This window comes from Stenotrophomonas sp. SBJS02 (assembly GCF_020428325.2).
In the GTDB taxonomy this organism is placed as follows: Bacteria; Pseudomonadota; Gammaproteobacteria; order Xanthomonadales; family Xanthomonadaceae; genus Stenotrophomonas; species Stenotrophomonas africana.
The window spans coordinates 4,447,933-4,467,249 of sequence record NZ_CP109812.1; the positions used below are offsets into that span (position 1 = coordinate 4,447,933).

Below are 19,317 nucleotides of genomic sequence, written 5' to 3' on the forward strand. Positions count from 1 at the left end.
GCTCTCACTGCACCCCGATGCTCTCCACCCTGCCCCTGCTGCTGGCCCTGGCCAGCGCCCCGACCGCCGCCGCGCCTGCACAGGACCCGGCGCAGCAGGTCGCGCGCCGCGCCGTGCAGCAGGGCCGTTACGTGCCATTGGAAAGCGTGGTGCGCGATGCCCTCAAGCGCTACCCGGGCCAGCTGCTGGAAGTGGAGCTGGACGATGGCGTCTACGAAGTGGAGATCCTGCGCGGCGACGGCGTGGTGGTGGAGCTGGACTATGATGCGCGCAGCGGAAAGCTGCTGAAGACGGAGCTGGACGACTGATGCGCATCCTGTTGGCCGAAGACGATGCTGCGCTGGCACAGCGCCTGCTGCCCCTGCTGGAACAGGCCGGCTACGTGGTGCACGTGGTTGCCGACGGGCGCGAGGCCGAGGAAATCGGCCAGATCGAAGACCTGCAGGCCGCCATCGTCGACCTCGGCCTGCCCGGGCTGGACGGATTGAGCGTGATCGAGCGCTGGCGCGGCAATGGCCGCAGCTTTCCGGTGCTGGTGCTGACCGCGCGCGGGCGCTGGCACGACAAGCTGGCCGGCTTCGATGCCGGCGCCGACGACTACCTGACCAAACCGTTCCAGGCCGACGAACTGGTGCTGCGCTTGCGCGCACTGATCCGCCGCAGCCATGGCCATGCCAGCCCCCGCCTGCACTGCGGCCCGCTGCAACTGGACGTCAACGCCGGCCGTTTCGAACTGGATGGGCAGGCGCTGTCGCTGAGCCCGCAGGAGTTCCGCCTGCTCAGTTACTTCATCCACCACAGCGGCCAGGTGATCGGCCGCGACCGTCTGGGCGAACAGGTGTTCGATGGCGGCTTGGATCCCGATTCCAACGCGCTGGACGTCCTGCTCGGGCGGGTCCGCCGCAAGCTCGGCATCGATCTGATCCAGACCGTGCGCGGCCAGGGCTGGCGGCTGGCCGCGCCATGACCCGGCAGCCATCGCTGCGACGGCGCCTGCTGCTGGCCGGCGGCGTCGGCCTGCTGCTGGTCTCGCTGCTGGCCAGTTCACTGCTGGGCGAACTGTTCAAGCGCAGCGCGCGTGACCGGCTCGACCACGAACTGCAGCAGGACATGCTGACCCTGCTGGCACAGGCCGAAGTGGATCCGGAAGGACAGCTGCGCCTGCGCCAGGAACCGAACGACGCGCGCTTCCAGCGGGTGTTTTCCGGTGCGTACTGGCAGATCGCCGGTGCCGATGGCCGTGTGCTGCTGCAGTCGCGCTCGCTGTGGGATGAAACCCTGCCGGCCACGACCAGCGGGCCGGCCACGCGCAATCTGAGCGGGCCGCTGCAGCAATCCCTGCGTGCACGCGTGCAGCAGGTGCGGTTGCCGCGCGCCAGCGAGCCGTTCGTGGTCGTGGTCGCCACCGACCGCAGTGCGCTGGATGCGGATGTGGCCGCATTCCGTCAGCGCACGGCCATCGCCCTGGCCGTGCTGGTAGCCGCGTGGCTGGCGGTGCTGGCCAGCCAGGTGCACTTTGGATTGCGCCCGCTGCATCGCCTCGGTGCGCAGCTGGAACGGGTGCGTCGCGGCGACGCGCAGCGCATCGATACACAGGGGCTGGGTGCGGAGGTCGCACCGCTGGGCGAAGAACTCAACGCGCTGTTGGAGCACCAGCAACGCATGGTGGCGCGCGCGCGTACCAGCGCACAGGATCTGGCGCATGCGCTGAAAACCCCGCTGAGCGTGCTGGCCACCGAGGCCGATGGCGACGGCGCGGACTGGCGCGCCACCGTGCGCGAGCAAAGCGCACGCATGCAGGCCAGTGTTGACCGTTACCTGGCTGCCGGGCTGGCCGCCGACCATCGCCAGCGCACCGACGTGGCCGCTGTCGCGCAAGCACTGTGCAGGCTGATGGCACGCGTGCATGGCGAACACGGCATTGCGTTCACGGCGGAAGGCATCGATCCGGCGCTGCAGTTCGCCGGTGCCAGTGCCGATCTGGAAGAAATGCTGGGCAACCTGCTGGATAACGCCGGGCGGTGGGCGCAACAGCAGGTGGACGTCACCGCAGACAGCAGTGACGGGCAGCTACGCATCGAAGTACGTGATGACGGCCCGGGCCTGGCCGCGGATTCACTGTCACAGGTCACGCAGCGTGGCGTGCGGCTGGATGAGCGCGAGGGCAGCAGTGGGCTGGGCCTGGCGATTGTGGGGGATATCGCCGCCAGTTATGGCGGGCGCTTGGCGCTTGAGAATGCGCAGCCGGGATTGCGTGCGACGTTGTGGTTGCCGTTGGGGTGAAGCGGCCAACCTGACGGCCGGCTCTACCAAGCGTCAATTCGACTGGTCGCCGTGCACCCGGTAGGTGTCGACCTTGGTCGACACGCATCAAAAGCGCCGACCAAGGTCGGCATCCACCCATGCATCAACGGTGATGCATCCACCAGCAGTCAATCGCGTCCAGCACGATGTGGATGATCAAACCGATGCCGAACAATCGCGTTTTCTTCGGCACGCACAGCCCGGCATAGACCGCAATCGCCGGTGCGGTGTGCAGCGGGTGGAAACCGATGCTGCAGCGGTTCGGTGCATAGATCGGGTCGGCCAGCAGATGGTCCAGATCGATGATCCAGCCCAGCAGCATCAGCAACCACGCCGAGGCGAAGCGCTTGCGCCAGAACAGCCATGCCAGCAACGCTGGCACGGCGGCATGCAGGAACAGGTGGAAGATCGCGCGGGCGCTCATCAGGGCCGGTAGCGCCGGGCCATGCCCAGCGCTCCCGTTTACCTCAGACCAGCGGTTCGTCGGACAGGTAGGTGTAGCCGGTCAGGCCCGCTTCCAGCGCTTCGGACAGTTCCTGCGCGCGCTCCGGCGACAGGTCGGCCGAGGCCACGCGTTCGGCATAGGCCGCACGCAGGTCATCCAGCTTGTAGCCCACGTAGTCCAGCATCACGTCGGTGGTATCGCCGCGGCGCTGCTGGGTGATGGCGTAGCCATCGGCATCGGCCAGCACTTCCACCGCGTCGGTATCGCCGAACAGGTTGTGGATGTCGCCGAGGATTTCCTGGTAGGCACCGACCATGAAGAAACCGATGCGGTAGCTCTCGCCGTGCTTGATCGCGTGCAGCGGCAGCGAGCTGTCCAGGCTTTCGTTCTCGACATAGGTCTTGACCATGCCATCGGAATCGCAGGTCATGTCGGCGATGATGCCGCGACGGTCCGGCGTCTCGTTCAGGCGCTCGATCGGCACAATCGGAAACACCTGGTCGATCGCCCACGCATCGGGAATCGATTCGAACACGCTGAAGTTGACGAAGTACTTGTCGACCAGGCGCTCGTTCAGTTCGTCCAGCGCCGGGCGGTGGCTCTTTTCGTCATAGCTCAGGCGCGCACGCACACCGTGGGCGATGGCGTAGAACAGATCGTCGATGCGCGCACGCTGCGGCAGGTCGATCTGGCCCAGCGCATAGCTGGACAGGCCTTCGGCGTGGAAATGCTGGGCTTCCTGGAACAGTTCCACCGCCGGGCGCACGTCCAGTTCCTCGTGGATCTCGCGCAGGTGGCGGATCGAAGCCGGCTCGTCGTCGTGCTGGTCCGGCACGCGGCCTTCCTGCGCCTGTTCCACTTCAGACACGTTGGCGATCAGCACCGCATGGTGCGCGGTCATCGCGCGGCCGCACTCGGTGACGATGCGCGGCGGGGGCAGGCCGTGTTCTTCGCAGGCATTGGCCAGCGGCTGCACGATGTTGCTGGCATACGAATGCAGCCCGTAGTTGATCGAGCAGAAGCTGCGCGAACGGGTGCCTTCGTAATCCACGCCCAGGCCGCCGCCGACGTCCACATGGGTGATCTTCGCGCCCAGCTGTGACAGTTCGACGAAGTAGCGGGTGGCTTCGCGCATCCCGTTGGCGATGTCGCGCACGTTGGAGATCTGCGAGCCCATGTGGAAATGCAGCAGGCTCAGACAGTCGGCGTATTCGGTATCGCGCAGCGACTTCCACAGGTCCAGCAGCTGGCGCGGCGACAGGCCGAACTTGGCCTTGTCGCCACCGCTGTTCTGCCACTTGCCAGCGCCCAGCGAGGCCAGGCGCATGCGCACGCCCAGGCCCGGCTTCACATCCAGCGCCTTGGATTCTTCCAGCACCAGCTTCAGCTCGGACGGCTTCTCGATGACGATGAAGGTCTGCAGGCCCAGCTTGCGGCCGATCAGGGCCAGGCGGATGTACTCGCGGTCCTTGTAGCCGTTGCAGACGATCAGGCCGCCCGGGCGCGACAGCGCCAGCACCGCCATCAGTTCCGGCTTGCTGCCCGCTTCCAGGCCAAAGCCCTCACCGTGATGGCTGGCCAGGGTGCCGGCCACACCGCGGTGCTGGTTCACCTTGATCGGATAGACGGCGGTGTAGCCACCGGCGTAATCCCAATCGGCGCGGGCCTGGGTGAAGGCCGCCTGCAGCTTGCCCAGGCGCTGGCCCAGGATGTCCGGGAAGCGCACCAGCAGCGGCAGCTTGGCACCGGCCGCACGGGCCGCGTCCACCACCTTGGGCAGCGACACCACCGGGCCGTCTGCCCCGGTCGGTCTCACTACCATGTGCCCGGCCTGATCCACGTCGAAGTAACCGTCCGCCCAATGCGGGATCGAGTAGGTCTTGCGGGCTTGGTCGAGGGACCAATCGGTCATTGCAGTCGGCCTTGTTGGCAATAAAAGGGGGGGCATGATAACGCCTATATGCCCACAGGTTCGTTATCATGCGCGCCCGCGCCCGTGGCAGGTTCCAACCTGAACGGGCCGATCCGTCCGGATGTGGCATCTGTGCCACGCGGCCCCGCCCGCCAGCCCGGCTTCACCCCTCCGAACAGGACTGTTTTCCAATGACTGACAGCAACAACTGGTACATCGAACACTTCGAGCGCACGGGCTCGGCCATCGGCTACCGCATCACCGGCAAGCTGGACGAGGTGCAGTCGCCGTTCCAGAAGATCGAGATCTTCCAGACCACCGACTGGGGCAACCTGATGACCATCGACGGGGCCATCATGCTGACCAGCAAGGACAACTTCTTCTACCACGAGATGATCAGCCACCCGGTGCTGTTCACTCACGCCGCGCCCAAGCGCGTGGTGATCATCGGCGGCGGCGACTGCGGCACCCTGCGCGAAGTGCTCAAGCACAAGGGCGTGGAGAGCGTGACCCAGTGCGATATCGACGAGCAGGTCACGGTGATGGCGCGCAAGCACTTCCCGGAACTGTGCGATTCCAACGACGACGCACGCGCCGAGCTGCTGTTCGACGACGGCGTGGCTTACATGGCCAACTGCCCGGCCGGCAGCGTGGACGTGGTGATCGTGGACTCGACCGATCCGGTCGGCCCGGGTGAAGGCCTGTTCAACAAGGCCTTCTACGCAAGCTGCTTCAAGGCCCTGAAGGACGACGGCATCCTGGTGCAGCAGTCCGAATCGCCGCTGATGCAGCTGCAGCTGATCAACGAAATGCGCACCGAGATGGGCAAGGCCGGCTTCGGCTCGTTCAAGACCCTGCCGTTCCCGCAGCCGTGCTACCCCACCGGCTGGTGGAGCGTGACGCTGGCGCGCAAGGGCGAAAGCAGCTTCGACTTCCGCCAGGCCGACTCGGCCGCCAAGACCTTCGAGACCCTGTACTACACCGCCGCGCTGCACACCGGCGTGCTGGTGACCCCGCCGTTCGTGCAGGCGGCACTGAAGGGCTGATCGGAAAGCGTGCCAACCAAGGTTGGCACCTACCAAAGCAAAAACCCGCGCTGGCGACAGCGCGGGTTTTTTCGTTTTCCGGTAGCGCCGGGCCATGCCCGGCAACCTCATGTAACGATCAGAGCGCCCAGATACCGGCAATCACCGCCACCACCAAGCCCCACTTGATGACCTGGTAAGCCACCACGCTGCGCTCGCGCAGTGCCTTGGCCTTCAGGCGCACCTTGTAGACGCTGCCAAAGGCCTTGTTGACGCCACCGGTCGGGTCACCCGGCAGGTTCGGTGAGGCGCCGCCGGCCAACAGCGTGGCCGCGACCGCGCGGTTGAACAGGCCCGGCAGGCCGAAGTGTAGCGGGCGGGCGATGTCACAGAACAGGATCACGCGATCATCGGGCGTCTCGTTATGCGCATGGTGGATGTAGGTCTCATCGAACATCATCCACTCGCCATCGCGCCAGCTCTTCTTGATGCCGTCCACTTCGATGTAGCAGCCGTCGTTGTTCGGCGTGGCCAGGCCCAGGTGCAGGCGCAGCGAACCGGCGAACGGATCGCGGTGCGGGCGCAGCTCGCTGCCCGACGGCAGCTGCGCGAACATCGCCGCACGCACGTCCGGCAGCGACTCCAGCAGCGCCGTGGTCTTCGGGCACATCGCCTTCGCCGACGGGTGTGACGGGCCATACCACTTCAGGTAGAAGCGCTTCCAACCACGGCGGAAGAACGAATTGAAGCCGGCGTCGTTGAACGTGCTGGACGCAGCGATCTTCTGCGCATCGCGCAGCGCCAGCGCCTCGTCGCGGATCATCTGCCAGTTCTGGCGCAGCGGCTCCAGCTGCGGGAACTCCTTGGCCGGGTCCAGGAACGGCGTGGTCGGCACCTTCGAGAACATGTACATGACCACGTTGATCGGGGCCATGAAACTGGAGTGGTCCAGCAGCTGGCGCGACCAGCGCGCGCGGACCTTTCCACGGAAGTGGATGTACAGCACGCAGGCGACGAACAGCGCTGCAATGACGATTTTGATGATCAAAGCACTTTCCTCCAGCCGCAGCCGGAACGGGAATCAGGGCGATGCACGGCCGGACGGCCAGCACCGGAGGGGACCGCGGCAGGGGACGGGGACGTGCCGGAGAGGGGCGGCCGCCGATGTCGCGAATCAACAGCTTATGGTCGGCAGGCCGTGCGTCGGGGTCAAGCCGGGCGTGCATGGCGTTCAGCGGAACGCGAATGAATGGACGTCAGGAAGGCACAACTGCCTGATCTGAAAGGCCCACTCCAACAAGTGAGACGTAATTGTCCGATTCGGCGTGACGAACTGTTCCAGCCACGACCCCGACATTTCTCCGACAAATCGTGGAATAGCGAACTGACGAGTACTAAAATTAACGAAAACTTAGTAACTCCCTGTAACACCGGTTCGCTTGACGCTTTGCGCCACCCACCGGGTCGTCCGAGACCCCGACATGTATCTTCCTGCTCTGCCCCCCTCCTCCTGCGGCGGCGACGCCGCCACCCCGCTGCTACTCAAGCGCGGCGAACGCTTCCTGGCCCCCGACGTCTATCGCACCTGCCTGGACGGGCGCGAGGCGGTCATCAAGGACTATTCCCGCTACCGCGGCACTCCCGTTTCACTGATCGCGCGACTGATGGTGCGACGTGAAGCCCGCATGCTGCAGCGCCTCGGCGGCTGGAAGCATGCCCCCGCGCTGCTCGGCACCCTCGGTGGCCTGGCGCTGGGCATGGAGTTCATCCCCGGCCAGACCCTGAGCACTGCGCAGGCCGTCGGCAATGAAGTATTCGAGCAGCTGCAGCACGCGCTCAGCCGTTTGCACGCCGCCGGCATTACCCATAACGACCTGCATGGCACCAATGTGGTGGTCAGTGGCGGCGTGCCGGTGCTGCTGGATTTCACCTCGGCCTGGCGCGTACCCCGCTGGCTGCGCCGCGGCCCGCTGAGCCGGCAGATGCGCCGCAGCGACATGAAGAACCTGCTGAAGATCCGCCAGCGCGTGACCGGCCAGGCCCCGAGTGCCGCGCAGGCCGCACTGGTGGCCGACCCAGGCTGGGTCGCCGCCGTGCGCCAGGGCTGGAAGCGGTTCTATAAGTGGGCGAAGCGGCGGTAGGTGTCGTGTCTTTTGGGCGGCGATGGATCGCCCGATGGGATGGGACAACGTCGTTGGGGCTGGATGCCCCGACGGGGATGATGCCTCGGCGGCTGCGTGCGCCCGACCAGGTAGAGTCGACTGTTAGTCGACTGCTCTTCGTTCCGAAGCCGGAAAACCCCGCGCTGCGCGCGCAAGTCGACTAACAGTCGACTCTACCTCGTCGCACCCCGGCATCCCTGTCGTGCGCCGACAGCCCGCGGCGCGCTTACAACGCGTCCGCGTCCAGCTCACCGGTACGAATACGCACCACGCTGCCCAGGTCGTACACGAACACCTTGCCGTCACCAATCTTGCCGGTGCCGGCCGCCTTCACGATGGCCTCAACCACGGCCTCCACCTGGTCATCGGTCACCGCCACTTCCAGCTTCACCTTCGGCAGGAAATCGACCACATACTCCGCGCCACGGTACAGCTCGGTGTGGCCCTTCTGGCGACCAAAGCCCTTCACTTCCGTCACCGTGATCCCGGTGACCCCACGCTCGGCCAGCGCTTCGCGCACGTCGTCGAGCTTGAACGGCTTGATCACCGCCATGACCATCTTCATCGTCTATCTCCTGTCTTCCGGCGTGGAGGATAGCGCCTGAACACGCCCAGTGCGAAACAGCCCATGCCTGTGCGGGCGCCCGGCCCAGCAGTATCCTTGTGGCCTGCACGGCCCGCCCTACCCCACGGAGCACCCCATGATCGACCTGAACCACATCGATGACCTCGCCCGTCGCCTCAGCGACCTGGTGCCGCCGGGCCTGCGCGAATCGCGCGAGGAACTGCAGGCCACCTTCAAGAGCGCGCTGCAGGCCGGCCTGGCCAAACTCGACCTGGTCACCCGCGAGGAGTTCGAAGTGCAGCGCGCCGTGCTGCTGAAGACCCGCCAGAAGCTGGACGCGCTGGAAACCGCCGTGCGCGAGCTGGAAGGGCGCGGCGCCGCAGAATGAAAAAAGGAGGCGCACCGCGCCTCCCACTACAGAGTATTTCCCGGATGGGGCCTTGCAGCAAGACCCACCGGGCGCCCTAGACTCGCCGGCCTGTCGATCCGGCAGGACACGCAGGGGCAGTGCCGATGGCGCAGGACACCGAATGGACACCCGTTTCGCATGACACCTGCAACCAGGTCGCCGGGCCGTTCTACCACGGCACCCGCGCTGACCTGGCGGTGGGCGAGTTGCTGAGTGCAGGGTTCCGGTCCAACTATCGCGACAGCGTGATGATGAACCACATCTACTTCACCACCATTGCCAAAGGCGCTGGGTTGGCTGCGGAGATGGCTCGCGGTGAGGGGCGGCCGCGCGTGTATGTGGTGGAGCCGACCGGGCCGTTCGAGGACGATCCGAACGTGACCAACAAGAAGTTTCCCGGGAACCCGACGCGATCGTATCGGAGTGCGGAGCCGTTGCGGGTGGTTGGGGAGATTGCGGAGTGGGAGCTCTACGACCCGGAGTTCGTTCGGCAGTTGAAGGCGTTTGTTGCTTCGGGAAGTGGGGAGATCATCAATTGAGGGAAGGAGACACCCACGCTTTGGCTGACGGAAGATCAATGCAGCAGGTCGTCGAACGATGTCCACTTTCGGCCAGATGCGGAAATTGGGAGCGCAACCCTTTTAGGATTTCTTCCGTTGACTCTACAGCTGAACTCTTGGCAGGGGCTATGGTCGGTCCTCCTGTGGTGCGGGAGCTGGTTCGGTCGCCCCGTTGAACCAGTTGTCGAGCGTTGCCAGTGACACGTCGGAAAGCTCCTGTGTGAAGAGCAGCGCCAAGCGCGTTGTCGGACGGGAACAACACACATAGAACAGGTTGCGGCTCCTCTCGAATGCATCCTGCTTGCCGGCCGGGACTCCTTCGGTCGACCATTGCAAGAACTGGTCAAAGTTGTATTTGTTCCAGCCGCGTCCGAGAACGACCAGGACATTCTCAAACTCGTCTCCCTTCACGCTGTGCTTGGTAGCGAACGGAGTATGACCGTCGATAAACCTGTCCAAGGCGATGACTTCCCTGTAGGGAACGTCCCGCAACTGTCGGGTCTGCTGGATCCGGCGTGGCGGCTCCTCCCCTTCCTCGCCATGCCATTCATCGGCCTCGCCAAGCACCCCAAGCACGGCGTCAGGCAGCGGTGGATGCGCATGCTCGATCATGTAGTCCAGCACTTGGCCAATGGTTTCCGCGAGCCGGATCTTGGCGAGTCCCTCCATCGAGGAGGACCACGCGACCTTGTCCGCATGCGAAGAAACCGCAGACGTCGAGCCGCCCAGCAACGAGAACATCTCCCCGAAGCGCTTATGTTGGAACGCCGCGCATGCGGGCTCGAGCGCGTCGCAAAAGAACGCGATGAGCGGATCCTCCTTCTTTATGAACTGGTCCGTGTAGGGAAAAGCCTTGGCGATCGAATCGTAGCCCTGCTCCGAAGCGAGGACGTTGTGGGTGAGCATGAGAACCTTGGTTCGCTGAGGAGCCAGGTTCCAGCCGTCCGATTCCAGCTTCTTGATTAGCGTCGCTAAATAGGCATGGGCTGCCTCGGCAGGGAGATCGCCTTTCCAGTGTCCGCCCCCTGCGCCGGATCGGCGTGCGCCTTGCCAGGCGTTGGTATGGAATGCGATCGCCGAGCCAATGAAACCCTCGTCCTTCACCGCTTGTGGCAGCTCTGGCCTCATCTTGTTCAGAACGTCGACTATCTTGGTCGATGAGCGGAAGTTCGACCTCTTACCGATTTCCGTCAGCGCTACATGGGCGACGTGGCCGCATGTCTTATCAAAGATGGTTTGCCAGTGGTCGCCGAACAAACCGATCATCGGGCCGGCCGCGCGTCCGAACAGATGCTCGCTAATGCTAGTCATCACCGCTATGTCCGTATCCTGGTATTCGTCTATCAATACGAATGGATACTGCTGCGCAAGAAGTGTCTGGAACTTCACGTTCGGGAGCAGAGAGACCACTAGCGCCAGAACGTCGTCGTGGTGCAGGGTGACGGTCTCTGCGGTGACGCGGCGGTAGCCGAGCTCGTACTCGACAATCCGGCTACCGATTCCGTCCGCCTCGGCCAACTTCTCTTCCCACTCAGGCATCGCCGCGACCAGTGACCTCAGCGCGCGCTGGAACTTCCTCATCAACGACCAACAGAACGCATGAATGGTGCCGACGAAGACCAGCGGGTTGCTGTCGATACGGCTGTTGATAACAGCCGCGGCTGCATTGGTATAGGTGATGCAAGCAATGCGCTGGTGGTTCCTTCGCAGCTTGGGGCCCTCGTATTCGATGAGATGCTTGAGCGCCTCTACCAGCGAATAAGTCTTGCCTGCGCCGGCGCCTGCTTCGAGCAGGAAGCTCCGGTGGTCCTGCAAGCACTGTGCGACAGCCGCCTCCGCTTCCCGCGCGGCGATCAGTGCGGGGCTGGCTTCGGGAATAGCATTCATGCAACCACTTCCGCATCGTTGGGTGGCGCGGGCACAGGCGGCGGGTCGCCTTCAGCAAGCCATGTCAACCCGCTCCGGATGTAGCGTGGGATGTTCCAGTCGCCATCAGACAGGGCAAGCTCGAGTGCGAACTTGGATTTTTTCACCTCTTTCGCTTCTTCCCAGGCCTGGGTTTCCCTCTCCTGCGCGCCGGGCCCCGGCAATGGGAAGATCTCAGGGTTTGCCAGCATGAACGCGTCCTCGAAGCTGCGACCGCAAGGACCTGTCTCGGCTTCAGGGCACTGATACGCGAGCCGCAACAGACCTTTGGTCCTGGCTGCTTCATCGGCCACCAACAGTTCCGTCGGGGTGATGCCACTGTTTTCGTACCAGGACTTCAGGCAGGCATTGCTGGTCTTGTCCCCTTGCGACACCTGGCAGGCCACGAGCTTGCCGGCGCCATTGGCCTTCACGCTGTCGAGGTCAGTGATGACCAAGGTCCGGAGTTCAAGGAAATTGACGAGGTCGAAGAAGATGTGTGCGTAGGCGCCGCCGACCTCGACGACGGAGAGATACTGGCTACCGAGCTTCGTTCCCTCCGCTAGATCCTTGTCCAACATGCTGATGATTCTTGGAAGCAGCAGTCTCTCCGTTGTGCCCTCGATCAGGACCGCCTTGTCCGCGAAGAACAGATCGCATCTGGTGAGGGTCATGTACTGATGAAGGAAGGTGCGATCTGGTTCAGGTTTTTCGGCCAGCCCCTTCCTGAGATCCTTAACCTTGGTGCTGATGGTGCCATTCTTGTTCGCCGAGGCTAGGAAATACCGGATCGTCTCGAAGTGTGCTTCATTGGCGACATGGGAGGAGTGCGTCGAAACGACGAATTGCACGGGCCACGATTCGCCGGTTTCCTGATTGAACGCCGATGCGATGTCCGCGATCTTTCGGATGAAGACTTCCTGCATCTGCGGATGCAGGTGGACTTCAGGCTCCTCTATGAAAATGAGGTGCACCGAGGGCCTGGGCTCCATCGCAAGAAAGAGCTTAAAGAACTCCCGGAGCTGCAGGAGAATCAGGATGATATTTCGTGTTCCCAAACCGTTGTAGGCTTCGGGAAGATGGATGCCATTGGATCCGGTATACCGGACCTTCGTGTGGTTGGTTAAAAGCTTGGCAACGTCGAGAGTAGTTTCGGTCAGGAGCTTGGGGGCGTTGAGGCCCGGATACCCAAATAGCGACAAAGCCGGAAGCAATTGGTCGAGCTTCTCGTTGAAGTCGTCGCCGATCTTGTCCTGAATGGACTTGACCGCGATCTCGAGTTCCTGGGCGATGGCGTGGCTGTCCGCGTCGTCGGTGTTGCTCTTGGCTGTCGAGAACAGGTTCTCCAGCACCTTGCCGATGACCACGCGCTCTTTCTGACTCGCGTCATCCAGTCCCCGTTGTGCGCTGATGAAGCCACCGACACACAGTTTCCTCAGCGTCGACCTTTCGATGCTTTTCTCGTTAGTTTCATCGTTCGGATCGACGGCAACAAAGGTAGTCTCGTAAAGTGACGGAATTCGCTCACGGAGGAGGCGGAAAAATTCCGGCCTCTCATCCTCGTCCGTCTCCGCAAAGTCGCCGAACAGTTCGGGCAGCTTCCCGTCCTTGAGCGCGTATCGGACGATGGCCAAGGCTTCCGTGCATTCCGGGTCAAGGTCGACGACCAGCTCGCCGAGCAGACCGAGATGCTCATCCTCCTCGTACGAAAAGCGAAGTCGGACTTCTATCGCAGGCAAGATCTTCCTTATCTCGGCCTCGTCCTCGCCGTTGGATTTTCGAAGATGGGAATCCCAGAACTGGTCGTAGCAACAGAACGAAAAGTCCTCTAGAAAAAAAGAGGGTGACGCATCGGACAGAAGGCGCTTCATCACTTCAGTTAGCGATGTCTTGCCGCTGTTATTGCGTCCGACGATGACGGTGGTTCGGCTTTCGAGAAGTAACTGGGCGTCGTAAAGCAGTCTGAAATTCTTAGCTTCGATTTGCTTGAGGTACATGTCCGATTCCCCCTGAACCGTGCAATGAGACGCGGGTTAAATCTATTATTTTGGCATCTCGAGAATCGTCAATCCTAATACCATGATGTCCTCCTTGGGTCTCATTACGCCCCGCTGCCCTCGATCTTAGGATGGCTGGACCGGACTAACAAGCCGAGGTATAAACCGAACCGCATACTATAGTGCGGAGCGTGCACTCACGGGGATATCGTCTTTGGATCGGATCCAGTCGCCTCCCGTACGCCAAGTATCCCTCTTGCCGCTGATGTCTTCTTCCGGCCAAGAGGGGACTCTCGCAGTGCCTCGAACCGGCCCACGAATCTGCGTGGCCTATAACGAAGTATCGGGCCGAACCCTACTTGAACATCTCCAACAGATCCCTGTCTTCGTGCCGCTGCTCCCACGTGGAGAGAAAGCAGAAGCTCGCGCCGCTTTGCATGGCAGCCTTCTGGAATCCCGCCAGTTCCTCCTTCGTAACCGGGTACTCAACCGGATCAAAGTGCAGAATCCCCCACGGCTTGACGAGAGAGAACCCAGGCAGGAGTTCCGAAAAGATCGCCTTGAGCTGGGGCCGGAGAGTGGAGAAGTCTTTGATCGGACCCGCGCGATTGCCAAGGGCATGACACTGGCGACGGATGCGCCTGTCTCCACCCACCACGCGCGCAACGAAGTGGTCCTGATGCACTTGAACGTAGATCAGCTGACGGCGAAAAATCTTCATCCCCTTCTCAACCTCACACGCTCAATGGTCGTCCATGTGCCTGCATGCCTTTCCATCAAAGCGCCGGCTGCGCCTTCAGCGCGCTTGAACCCCTGCGCAGCAGATACAACGCAACTAGGAATGGCCACAGCGAGTTGATCGATGAGAACACGCGCTGGGTCAGCCCCCTGAACCCCTCCGGGTCCGCTCCCACCACGTTCAACCAGAGATAGACGATGCCCGCGACGCTCACCACAGCAGTCACGGCGTACGCCCTTCGGTTGGCCGACCACGCGCTCAATTCGATGTGCGACATCGCCGGTGCAATGATGTTGGCGATACCAATGGTGTAGAAGCCGTGCATCGGATGGCCCATGGGCCAGAGCCCGTTGGTCAGCATGGAGACGCCAAAGATCATCCAGCAGATCGCGCCTACGGCAATCCGGCGACCGGACTCCCGCCATACCCCGATGGCAAACGCCACGAAGCCCACGCCGCAGCCGATGGGAGCAATCCTGGCGCAGATGCTTGCAAGCGTTGGTGCCTGCAGCAGCTCGCTGGCGTGCTGTGCAAGCGGGTTGTAGCCCGGCGCGAACACGGAGGCAACGCTGGTCCAGAACAGGAACCACGGAAGCGGGACCAGACCCGCAGACAGTAGAAGTCGATTGCGGCGTGACACGTAAAGTGGTCCTTGTTTGGCCTGCGCCAGTGGGTGGAATCCAGTCGAACGCTGCAGAACCCTCCTGCTCCGTGCAGGACAGGTTCGGAGTGACTACAACGGTAGTCAGATTCTGCGTGACGCCCTGTGGGGTCAATAGGCAGAAAGTCACTCATGCATGGAGGCGAAGTACGCGGCACTCATCAGCGGCCGTCGCACCGGTTCCATCGTACGGGCGATCACACATTGCCATCGGACCAATGCTGTCGCATTTGCCGTGCCTTGCGTCTCTGACGGAAGGTTCTGACGACTCCGTTCCAGAAGTGCCGTTCCGCCCAGCACGCCAAGGCTCTCGCCTGTTCCGACGCTATGCGACAATGCCAAAAGCGTCTCGGGTTTTGGCGGCATTGCCCCCTACCCATTGGCATTCCGCACAACAGCAGGTAATCGTTACTGTGCCACCGTGCATCGGTGGTCGGGACTCGAAAACCCGGATTGCTAGACGTAAGTTTGCGCTTGCCAGCCGGCATCACCTCGCGTGGTGCCGGCTGGCAATCCGTCTGCCGGCTATGGCGGGCGGGGCGTGGGGGTCTTGTACCCGCCGGCTTTGTCTAGCAACCGGTTTTCGAGCCACGCCCTGTCCGCCACCTTTATCGGTGGCGGCTTCCGCTTGCATGCACGGAGCCCGCCATGACCACACCGCACTCCCCTCCCCCGCGCCCCATCCAGGAAGCGCGCTCGAACGCTCCAGCCCCGGACCCGAACAGCCTCATCGCCATCCTGCACGCCATCGGCGCGGGCGCTGCGGCCGACGGACAGCCTTGGCCCGAGCGGCATCACCTGCGCAGCCGGCAGATGCAGTTGTCCGACGCCGACTGCGCGCTCACCGGCCAACGCATCGTGCAGGAGATCCTGCTGGCGGCCGAGCGCACGCGCCAGAACGGCGAGCCGGAGCAGTACGTGGGCGACCGGGTGATGGAGGGGCTGGTGATGGCCGATCTCGCGCTGACCGCGTTTATCCCCGAACGGATGCGCCCCAAGGACTGAGCGCGCTTGTGGCGCGGGGTTTTCTGCCTGCGTGCGGGGTGATGAATGAATCGCAGCGCCCGCTTGTGCATTGTTCCGAACTTTCTCGGGATTCACGCGAATCGGGCACCGTTTCGGCGCAACTTGTGGCTGCACTGAAGCCCAGCTAGCATCGGTCCAACGGCTTTCCCGTTCTGCCCCCGCATCCATAGATGGACGCCCCCGTGACCGAATCGACCGCCACTGAAGTTTCAACCGAAGCCGCATCTCACAAGGGCGAATTCTTCCTGATCGACGCCGGCCTCCTGGGCAACGGCAGGGTTCCCGGTATAGAGATCGCCAACGAAGAGAAGCTGATCGATCCGGGGATGAATGTCGTCTCGCGTCCTGACGGAACGCCAGACCAGTATCCGGAGCGTCCCCACCTGGTTCATGTACCTGAGAAGGGCGCAATGCCACGCGATCTGGAAGAGCTCGCTGGCATCTGGATTGTCTCTGAGCCGTTGAAGCAGCTGTTTGAGCGGGTGGACCCCGAAGCGTTTGCCTTTGTGGCCTGCGACTTCAGCCTTGCCGACGGCAGCCCCGGCCCTCAGTACTACCTGGGCAATGTGCTGCGCAGGCGCGATGCCCTGGATGAAGCCTCGTCCCGCGTGAGAATCAAGCTCGACCACAATTATCAGACCGGCGAGGACGAGAAGCTTTACAGCCTTGCCGGCGGAGCCAGCCTGGTGTTCAAGCAGGACGTTGTGGGCGATTCCCATATCTTCCGCCAGGATCGCATGGGCGCACCGCCCATCTGCGACCGCGCGATGTTTGATGCATTGACTGCGGCCAACTTTTCCGGCGTACGGCTGCGCGATGTAGCCGATCTCTAAGACGAGCTCCTTCAAACGGATTCTTGAACGAGGTGGTGCGCATGGCCGACACACCGGTTTTTCAGGGACACCATCTGATCGAACAGAATGCGTTCGAACAAAGCCAGCTGCTGAGGTCGCTTGCCAGAAGCGGGCATTTCACGCTCCACGGACCCGACAACATTCTCAACCTGCCCGCGAACCCCGCGCTGGCAACCCGCCTGGGTATTTCGCCACACTCAGGCGGCCCGTTGAGTGCGTACACGGATCAACTGAAGTTCGTTCTCGAGGACCTCACGGAAACCTACGATGGCCGAACCCTGCTGGCGAAGGATTCTCCGCCGGATGTGCGCGCTGCCGCCGTCGAGCGTATGGGTGCCCGCATCCAGAACCTGGAATACACCCTTCGCGCCGGCATCCTCAACGGCGACCTGGTCACCAACACGCCCGAGAACATGACCGCGGCGGAAGCCAACGCCAAGATCCGCACCTTCTTCTCCGATCTGGACGGCTACCAGCGCACCCACGCCGCGCAGATTGCGGAACTGAAGACCCTCAACCCCTCCGAGTTGCGCTGGCGCGCTGTCACCCAGTCCGAAGCCAACGTGAAGGCGGCGCTGGATGCCATCGACGAACCCGGCAACTCGACCCTGAGCGAGCGCTGGGGTGGCCGCGCATCGATGGGCACCGCGATTCAGGAGGCCAACCAGGGCGGTCGCCTGCCGCTGACCGAGCACACCGCCGTCCGCGTGCGCACAGCGTTCAACCCGGAAATGCCACTGACCATCGTGCGCCCTGGCCCGGCAAGCACGGCTCCGGAACTGGCTGGCTCTGCAGGGCGAGCGGGCGCTGCAGAAGGTGCCGCCGAAGCTGCCGCCGCGCGCGGAAAGATTACCGGCGCCCGCGTACTCGGGGCCGCGGGTGTCGCCGCACTGGCCGTGGACTTCGCCATCACCGGCCACCGCGTGCCGAGTTGCGCAGCGAGGGCAACGACGCCGGCGCAAAATCTGCGGCCACCCACTTCGTGGGGCGCACCGCGGGCGGCTTTGGCGGCGGCTTCCTGTTGGGCGCAGGGTACGGAGTCGTTACCGGCTCGTGGACCGGGCCAGGTGCGCTGGCTACCGGACTGCTGGGCGGCGTGGCCGGCGGCTTCGCCGGTGAGTACTGGGCCCAGTACCAGGACAAGAAAGCCGTTTACACCCAGGTGGACCGCAGTGGTAACGAATGGAGCCGCGACCCGGAGGATTCAGAGGGCACCTGGAGCCGCAGCGTGCGCACACCGCAGCCCGACGGAAGCTACCGCGAGATCACGATGGTCGCCGGTGGCCGGCTGGTGGACGAGCTGAACTACAAAGCCGCCAACGACTCATATTCACTGGGCATGGCCAACCTGCCCAGGCCGCAGAGCCCCTTCAAGCTCGATGCAGGCGGCGAGAGCACGCCGCCGCGCGAGCCGTTTGAAACCAACCGCCACTACGTGCGCAATCCGCACAACGGCGAATGGAACCTCTCCATCCACTCAATGATTGATGGACGCGTCCCCTTTGACTACAGCGTGCCCGTCGGCGCGGAAAAGTCCGGCCAACTGGAACGGGAATCGCAGCGCATCATTGCCCAGAACGCCGCAAACACGCCCGAGGCGCTCGCCGCGCGTTACCAGGTGGCGTTCAACCAGTACAACTGGCACGAGTTCGCCACCATTGAGCCGGTACCGGAGGTGATCACCAACGCGCTGACCCAGACGCAGCCCCTGCGCGCCTCCAACGGCGAGAAGTACACACAGGACGCCAACGGGCAGTGGCAAACGCCGGGTTGGGTGTATGGCACCAACCCGGCCGAGGGCAGCATCATCGAGGAGCTCAATCGTACGCGCCAGAGCCAGCAGGCCGGCGTACAGGAGCTGACGTCCATGGCCGACATCGCCCGGGCCAACCCCACGCCGACCGAGTACGGCCTGCGCAGCCAGGTGGTGGACGCCTACCGTAGTGCCGGCATTGTGCGCAGTGCCGAAGAGATTGATGACGCCGTAGCCGCCGTTGCCCAGGATCACGCACGCGCCGTGCCCGACTTCGGCACGTTCACGCTGCAGGTACAGAAGGATGGCTCGCTGGCCACACTGGCTGGGAAAGTTGACGAGCGCATGCAGATCGTTTCCGTCACCACGCCAGAGGAGATTGCTCAGGCACACGTGCGGCGCACGACCTCAGAACAAGAGCAGCAACCTGCGGGCGTCGCACCGGACACACCTTCGCCACACACCTCCAGGCCTGCCACGCAGCGCGACGCTGACGTAGACCGGCACCACAGCACAGCCCTGCGCCCAGGTGGCAGCGGGCTGCTGGAGCAGTTGCGCTCCTCGGTAGCCATGCTGGATGAAAGGAACAACAAGCCGTGGGACCAGAGCAGCGACCGCCTGCTGGCCAGCGCCTACCGGCTTGCGGCAGAAGCCGGGTTCAAGCCCGGCGACACAGTAGACATGGCATTGAGTGAAGCCACCGAAACCCGTGCTGCGGGTACCACGCTGTTCGTGACGCGCTCCGGGCCGGGCGCGTCCTCGGACCCCGCCGCCAACCGGGTGCAGATGCCAACACAGGACGCCCTGGCGATCGCACCGGAGCAGCAGTATGCAGCGGCCAACCGGAGCCTCGGCGCTCAGGACCGGGAGCAGTCGCAGCAGCTGGCGCAAGCGCAGGAGCGGCAGCAGGAAGAGAGCCGGCAGGGGCCGCGGATGGGCTGATGGCAGCGGTTCTGGCTGATCAACGTCGATCCACTTGATACCGGGCGAGTTCCGGCGC

Annotated in this window: 17 protein-coding genes and 1 pseudogene; 10 read left to right on the forward strand and 8 right to left on the reverse strand. The window is 63.5% G+C overall.

What is annotated here, in order from left to right:
- Window positions 1-17: 17 nt before the first annotated feature.
- Genes FQS62_RS20555 through FQS62_RS20565 form a run of 3 tightly spaced genes read left to right on the forward strand, consistent with a single transcriptional unit; the run spans window position 18 to window position 2,283 of the window.
- A complete protein-coding gene (locus FQS62_RS20555; protein WP_046984201.1) occupies window positions 18-308 on the forward strand; it encodes a PepSY domain-containing protein in 291 nt (96 codons plus the stop codon).
- A complete protein-coding gene (locus FQS62_RS20560) occupies window positions 308-967 on the forward strand; it encodes a response regulator transcription factor (RefSeq protein ID WP_046984200.1) in 660 nt (219 codons plus the stop codon). The genes FQS62_RS20555 and FQS62_RS20560 overlap by 1 nt, the downstream gene beginning before the upstream one ends.
- Window positions 964-2,283, forward strand: a complete 1,320-nt coding sequence (locus tag FQS62_RS20565; protein ID WP_208043577.1) for a sensor histidine kinase — start codon at window positions 964-966, stop codon at window positions 2,281-2,283. The genes FQS62_RS20560 and FQS62_RS20565 overlap by 4 nt, the downstream gene beginning before the upstream one ends.
- A 124-nt stretch (window positions 2,284-2,407) precedes the next feature.
- On the opposite strand, the gene FQS62_RS20570 is transcribed toward FQS62_RS20565, so the two are convergent.
- A complete protein-coding gene (locus FQS62_RS20570; protein WP_005411369.1) occupies window positions 2,408-2,728 on the reverse strand; it encodes a DUF6122 family protein in 321 nt (106 codons plus the stop codon).
- 43 nt (window positions 2,729-2,771) lie between these two features.
- Window positions 2,772-4,661 (reverse strand): arginine decarboxylase, encoded by a 1,890-nt coding sequence (speA, locus tag FQS62_RS20575; protein WP_226053588.1) that lies wholly within the window; start codon window positions 4,659-4,661, stop codon window positions 2,772-2,774.
- Between the two features lie 191 nt (window positions 4,662-4,852).
- Here speA and speE point away from each other — a divergent pair, with 191 nt between their 5' ends.
- A complete protein-coding gene (gene speE / locus FQS62_RS20580) occupies window positions 4,853-5,707 on the forward strand; it encodes a polyamine aminopropyltransferase (protein ID WP_208043423.1) in 855 nt (284 codons plus the stop codon).
- A 118-nt stretch (window positions 5,708-5,825) separates the two neighbouring features.
- Here the strand turns inward: speE and FQS62_RS20585 are convergent, their stop codons facing one another.
- Entirely contained in the window at window positions 5,826-6,731 is a 906-nt protein-coding gene (locus tag FQS62_RS20585; RefSeq protein ID WP_046984214.1) for an aspartyl/asparaginyl beta-hydroxylase domain-containing protein, read from the reverse strand.
- Between the two features lie 436 nt (window positions 6,732-7,167).
- Here FQS62_RS20585 and FQS62_RS20590 point away from each other — a divergent pair, with 436 nt between their 5' ends.
- Window positions 7,168-7,827, forward strand: a complete 660-nt coding sequence (locus FQS62_RS20590) for an RIO1 family regulatory kinase/ATPase domain-containing protein (RefSeq protein WP_208043424.1) — start codon at window positions 7,168-7,170, stop codon at window positions 7,825-7,827.
- Window positions 7,828-8,074: 247 nt separating this feature from the next.
- On the opposite strand, the gene FQS62_RS20595 is transcribed toward FQS62_RS20590, so the two are convergent.
- Window positions 8,075-8,413: a P-II family nitrogen regulator gene (locus tag FQS62_RS20595; RefSeq protein WP_005411374.1), complete on the reverse strand. Its 339-nt coding sequence runs from the start codon at window positions 8,411-8,413 to the stop codon at window positions 8,075-8,077.
- A gap of 136 nt (window positions 8,414-8,549) precedes the next feature.
- Here FQS62_RS20595 and FQS62_RS20600 point away from each other — a divergent pair, with 136 nt between their 5' ends.
- Together FQS62_RS20600 and arr are read left to right on the forward strand one after the other, a co-directional pair.
- Entirely contained in the window at window positions 8,550-8,801 is a 252-nt protein-coding gene (locus FQS62_RS20600; RefSeq protein WP_049421110.1) for a ubiquinone biosynthesis accessory factor UbiK, read from the forward strand.
- A gap of 125 nt (window positions 8,802-8,926) precedes the next feature.
- Window positions 8,927-9,361: an NAD(+)--rifampin ADP-ribosyltransferase gene (gene arr, locus FQS62_RS20605; RefSeq protein ID WP_208043425.1), complete on the forward strand. Its 435-nt coding sequence runs from the start codon at window positions 8,927-8,929 to the stop codon at window positions 9,359-9,361.
- A 147-nt stretch (window positions 9,362-9,508) separates the two neighbouring features.
- Here the strand turns inward: arr and FQS62_RS20610 are convergent, their stop codons facing one another.
- The 4 genes from FQS62_RS20610 to FQS62_RS20625 form a co-directional block, all read right to left on the reverse strand.
- Complete coding sequence (locus FQS62_RS20610; RefSeq protein ID WP_226053589.1) at window positions 9,509-11,269, reverse strand: UvrD-helicase domain-containing protein; 1,761 nt, start codon at window positions 11,267-11,269, stop codon at window positions 9,509-9,511.
- Window positions 11,266-13,284: an ATP-dependent nuclease gene (locus FQS62_RS20615; protein WP_208043426.1), complete on the reverse strand. Its 2,019-nt coding sequence runs from the start codon at window positions 13,282-13,284 to the stop codon at window positions 11,266-11,268. Before FQS62_RS20615 ends, FQS62_RS20610 begins: the two co-directional genes overlap by 4 nt.
- A 355-nt stretch (window positions 13,285-13,639) precedes the next feature.
- A complete protein-coding gene (locus tag FQS62_RS20620; protein ID WP_208043427.1) occupies window positions 13,640-14,005 on the reverse strand; it encodes a hypothetical protein in 366 nt (121 codons plus the stop codon).
- A gap of 55 nt (window positions 14,006-14,060) precedes the next feature.
- Complete coding sequence (locus tag FQS62_RS20625; RefSeq protein ID WP_208043428.1) at window positions 14,061-14,663, reverse strand: DUF998 domain-containing protein; 603 nt, start codon at window positions 14,661-14,663, stop codon at window positions 14,061-14,063.
- Window positions 14,664-15,332: 669 nt separating this feature from the next.
- Here FQS62_RS20625 and FQS62_RS20630 point away from each other — a divergent pair.
- The 3 genes and pseudogenes from FQS62_RS20630 (at window position 15,333) to FQS62_RS20640 (ending at window position 19,259) form a co-directional block, all read left to right on the forward strand.
- Window positions 15,333-15,689 (forward strand): hypothetical protein, encoded by a 357-nt coding sequence (locus FQS62_RS20630; protein ID WP_208043429.1) that lies wholly within the window; start codon window positions 15,333-15,335, stop codon window positions 15,687-15,689.
- A 191-nt stretch (window positions 15,690-15,880) separates the two neighbouring features.
- The gene (locus FQS62_RS20635; protein ID WP_208043430.1) at window positions 15,881-16,543 is read left to right on the forward strand and encodes an imm11 family protein; all 663 of its coding nucleotides are present in this window, start codon (window positions 15,881-15,883) and stop codon (window positions 16,541-16,543) included.
- Between the two features lie 41 nt (window positions 16,544-16,584).
- Window positions 16,585-19,259: pseudogene (locus tag FQS62_RS20640) on the forward strand (XVIPCD domain-containing protein).
- Window positions 19,260-19,317 lie beyond the last annotated feature (58 nt).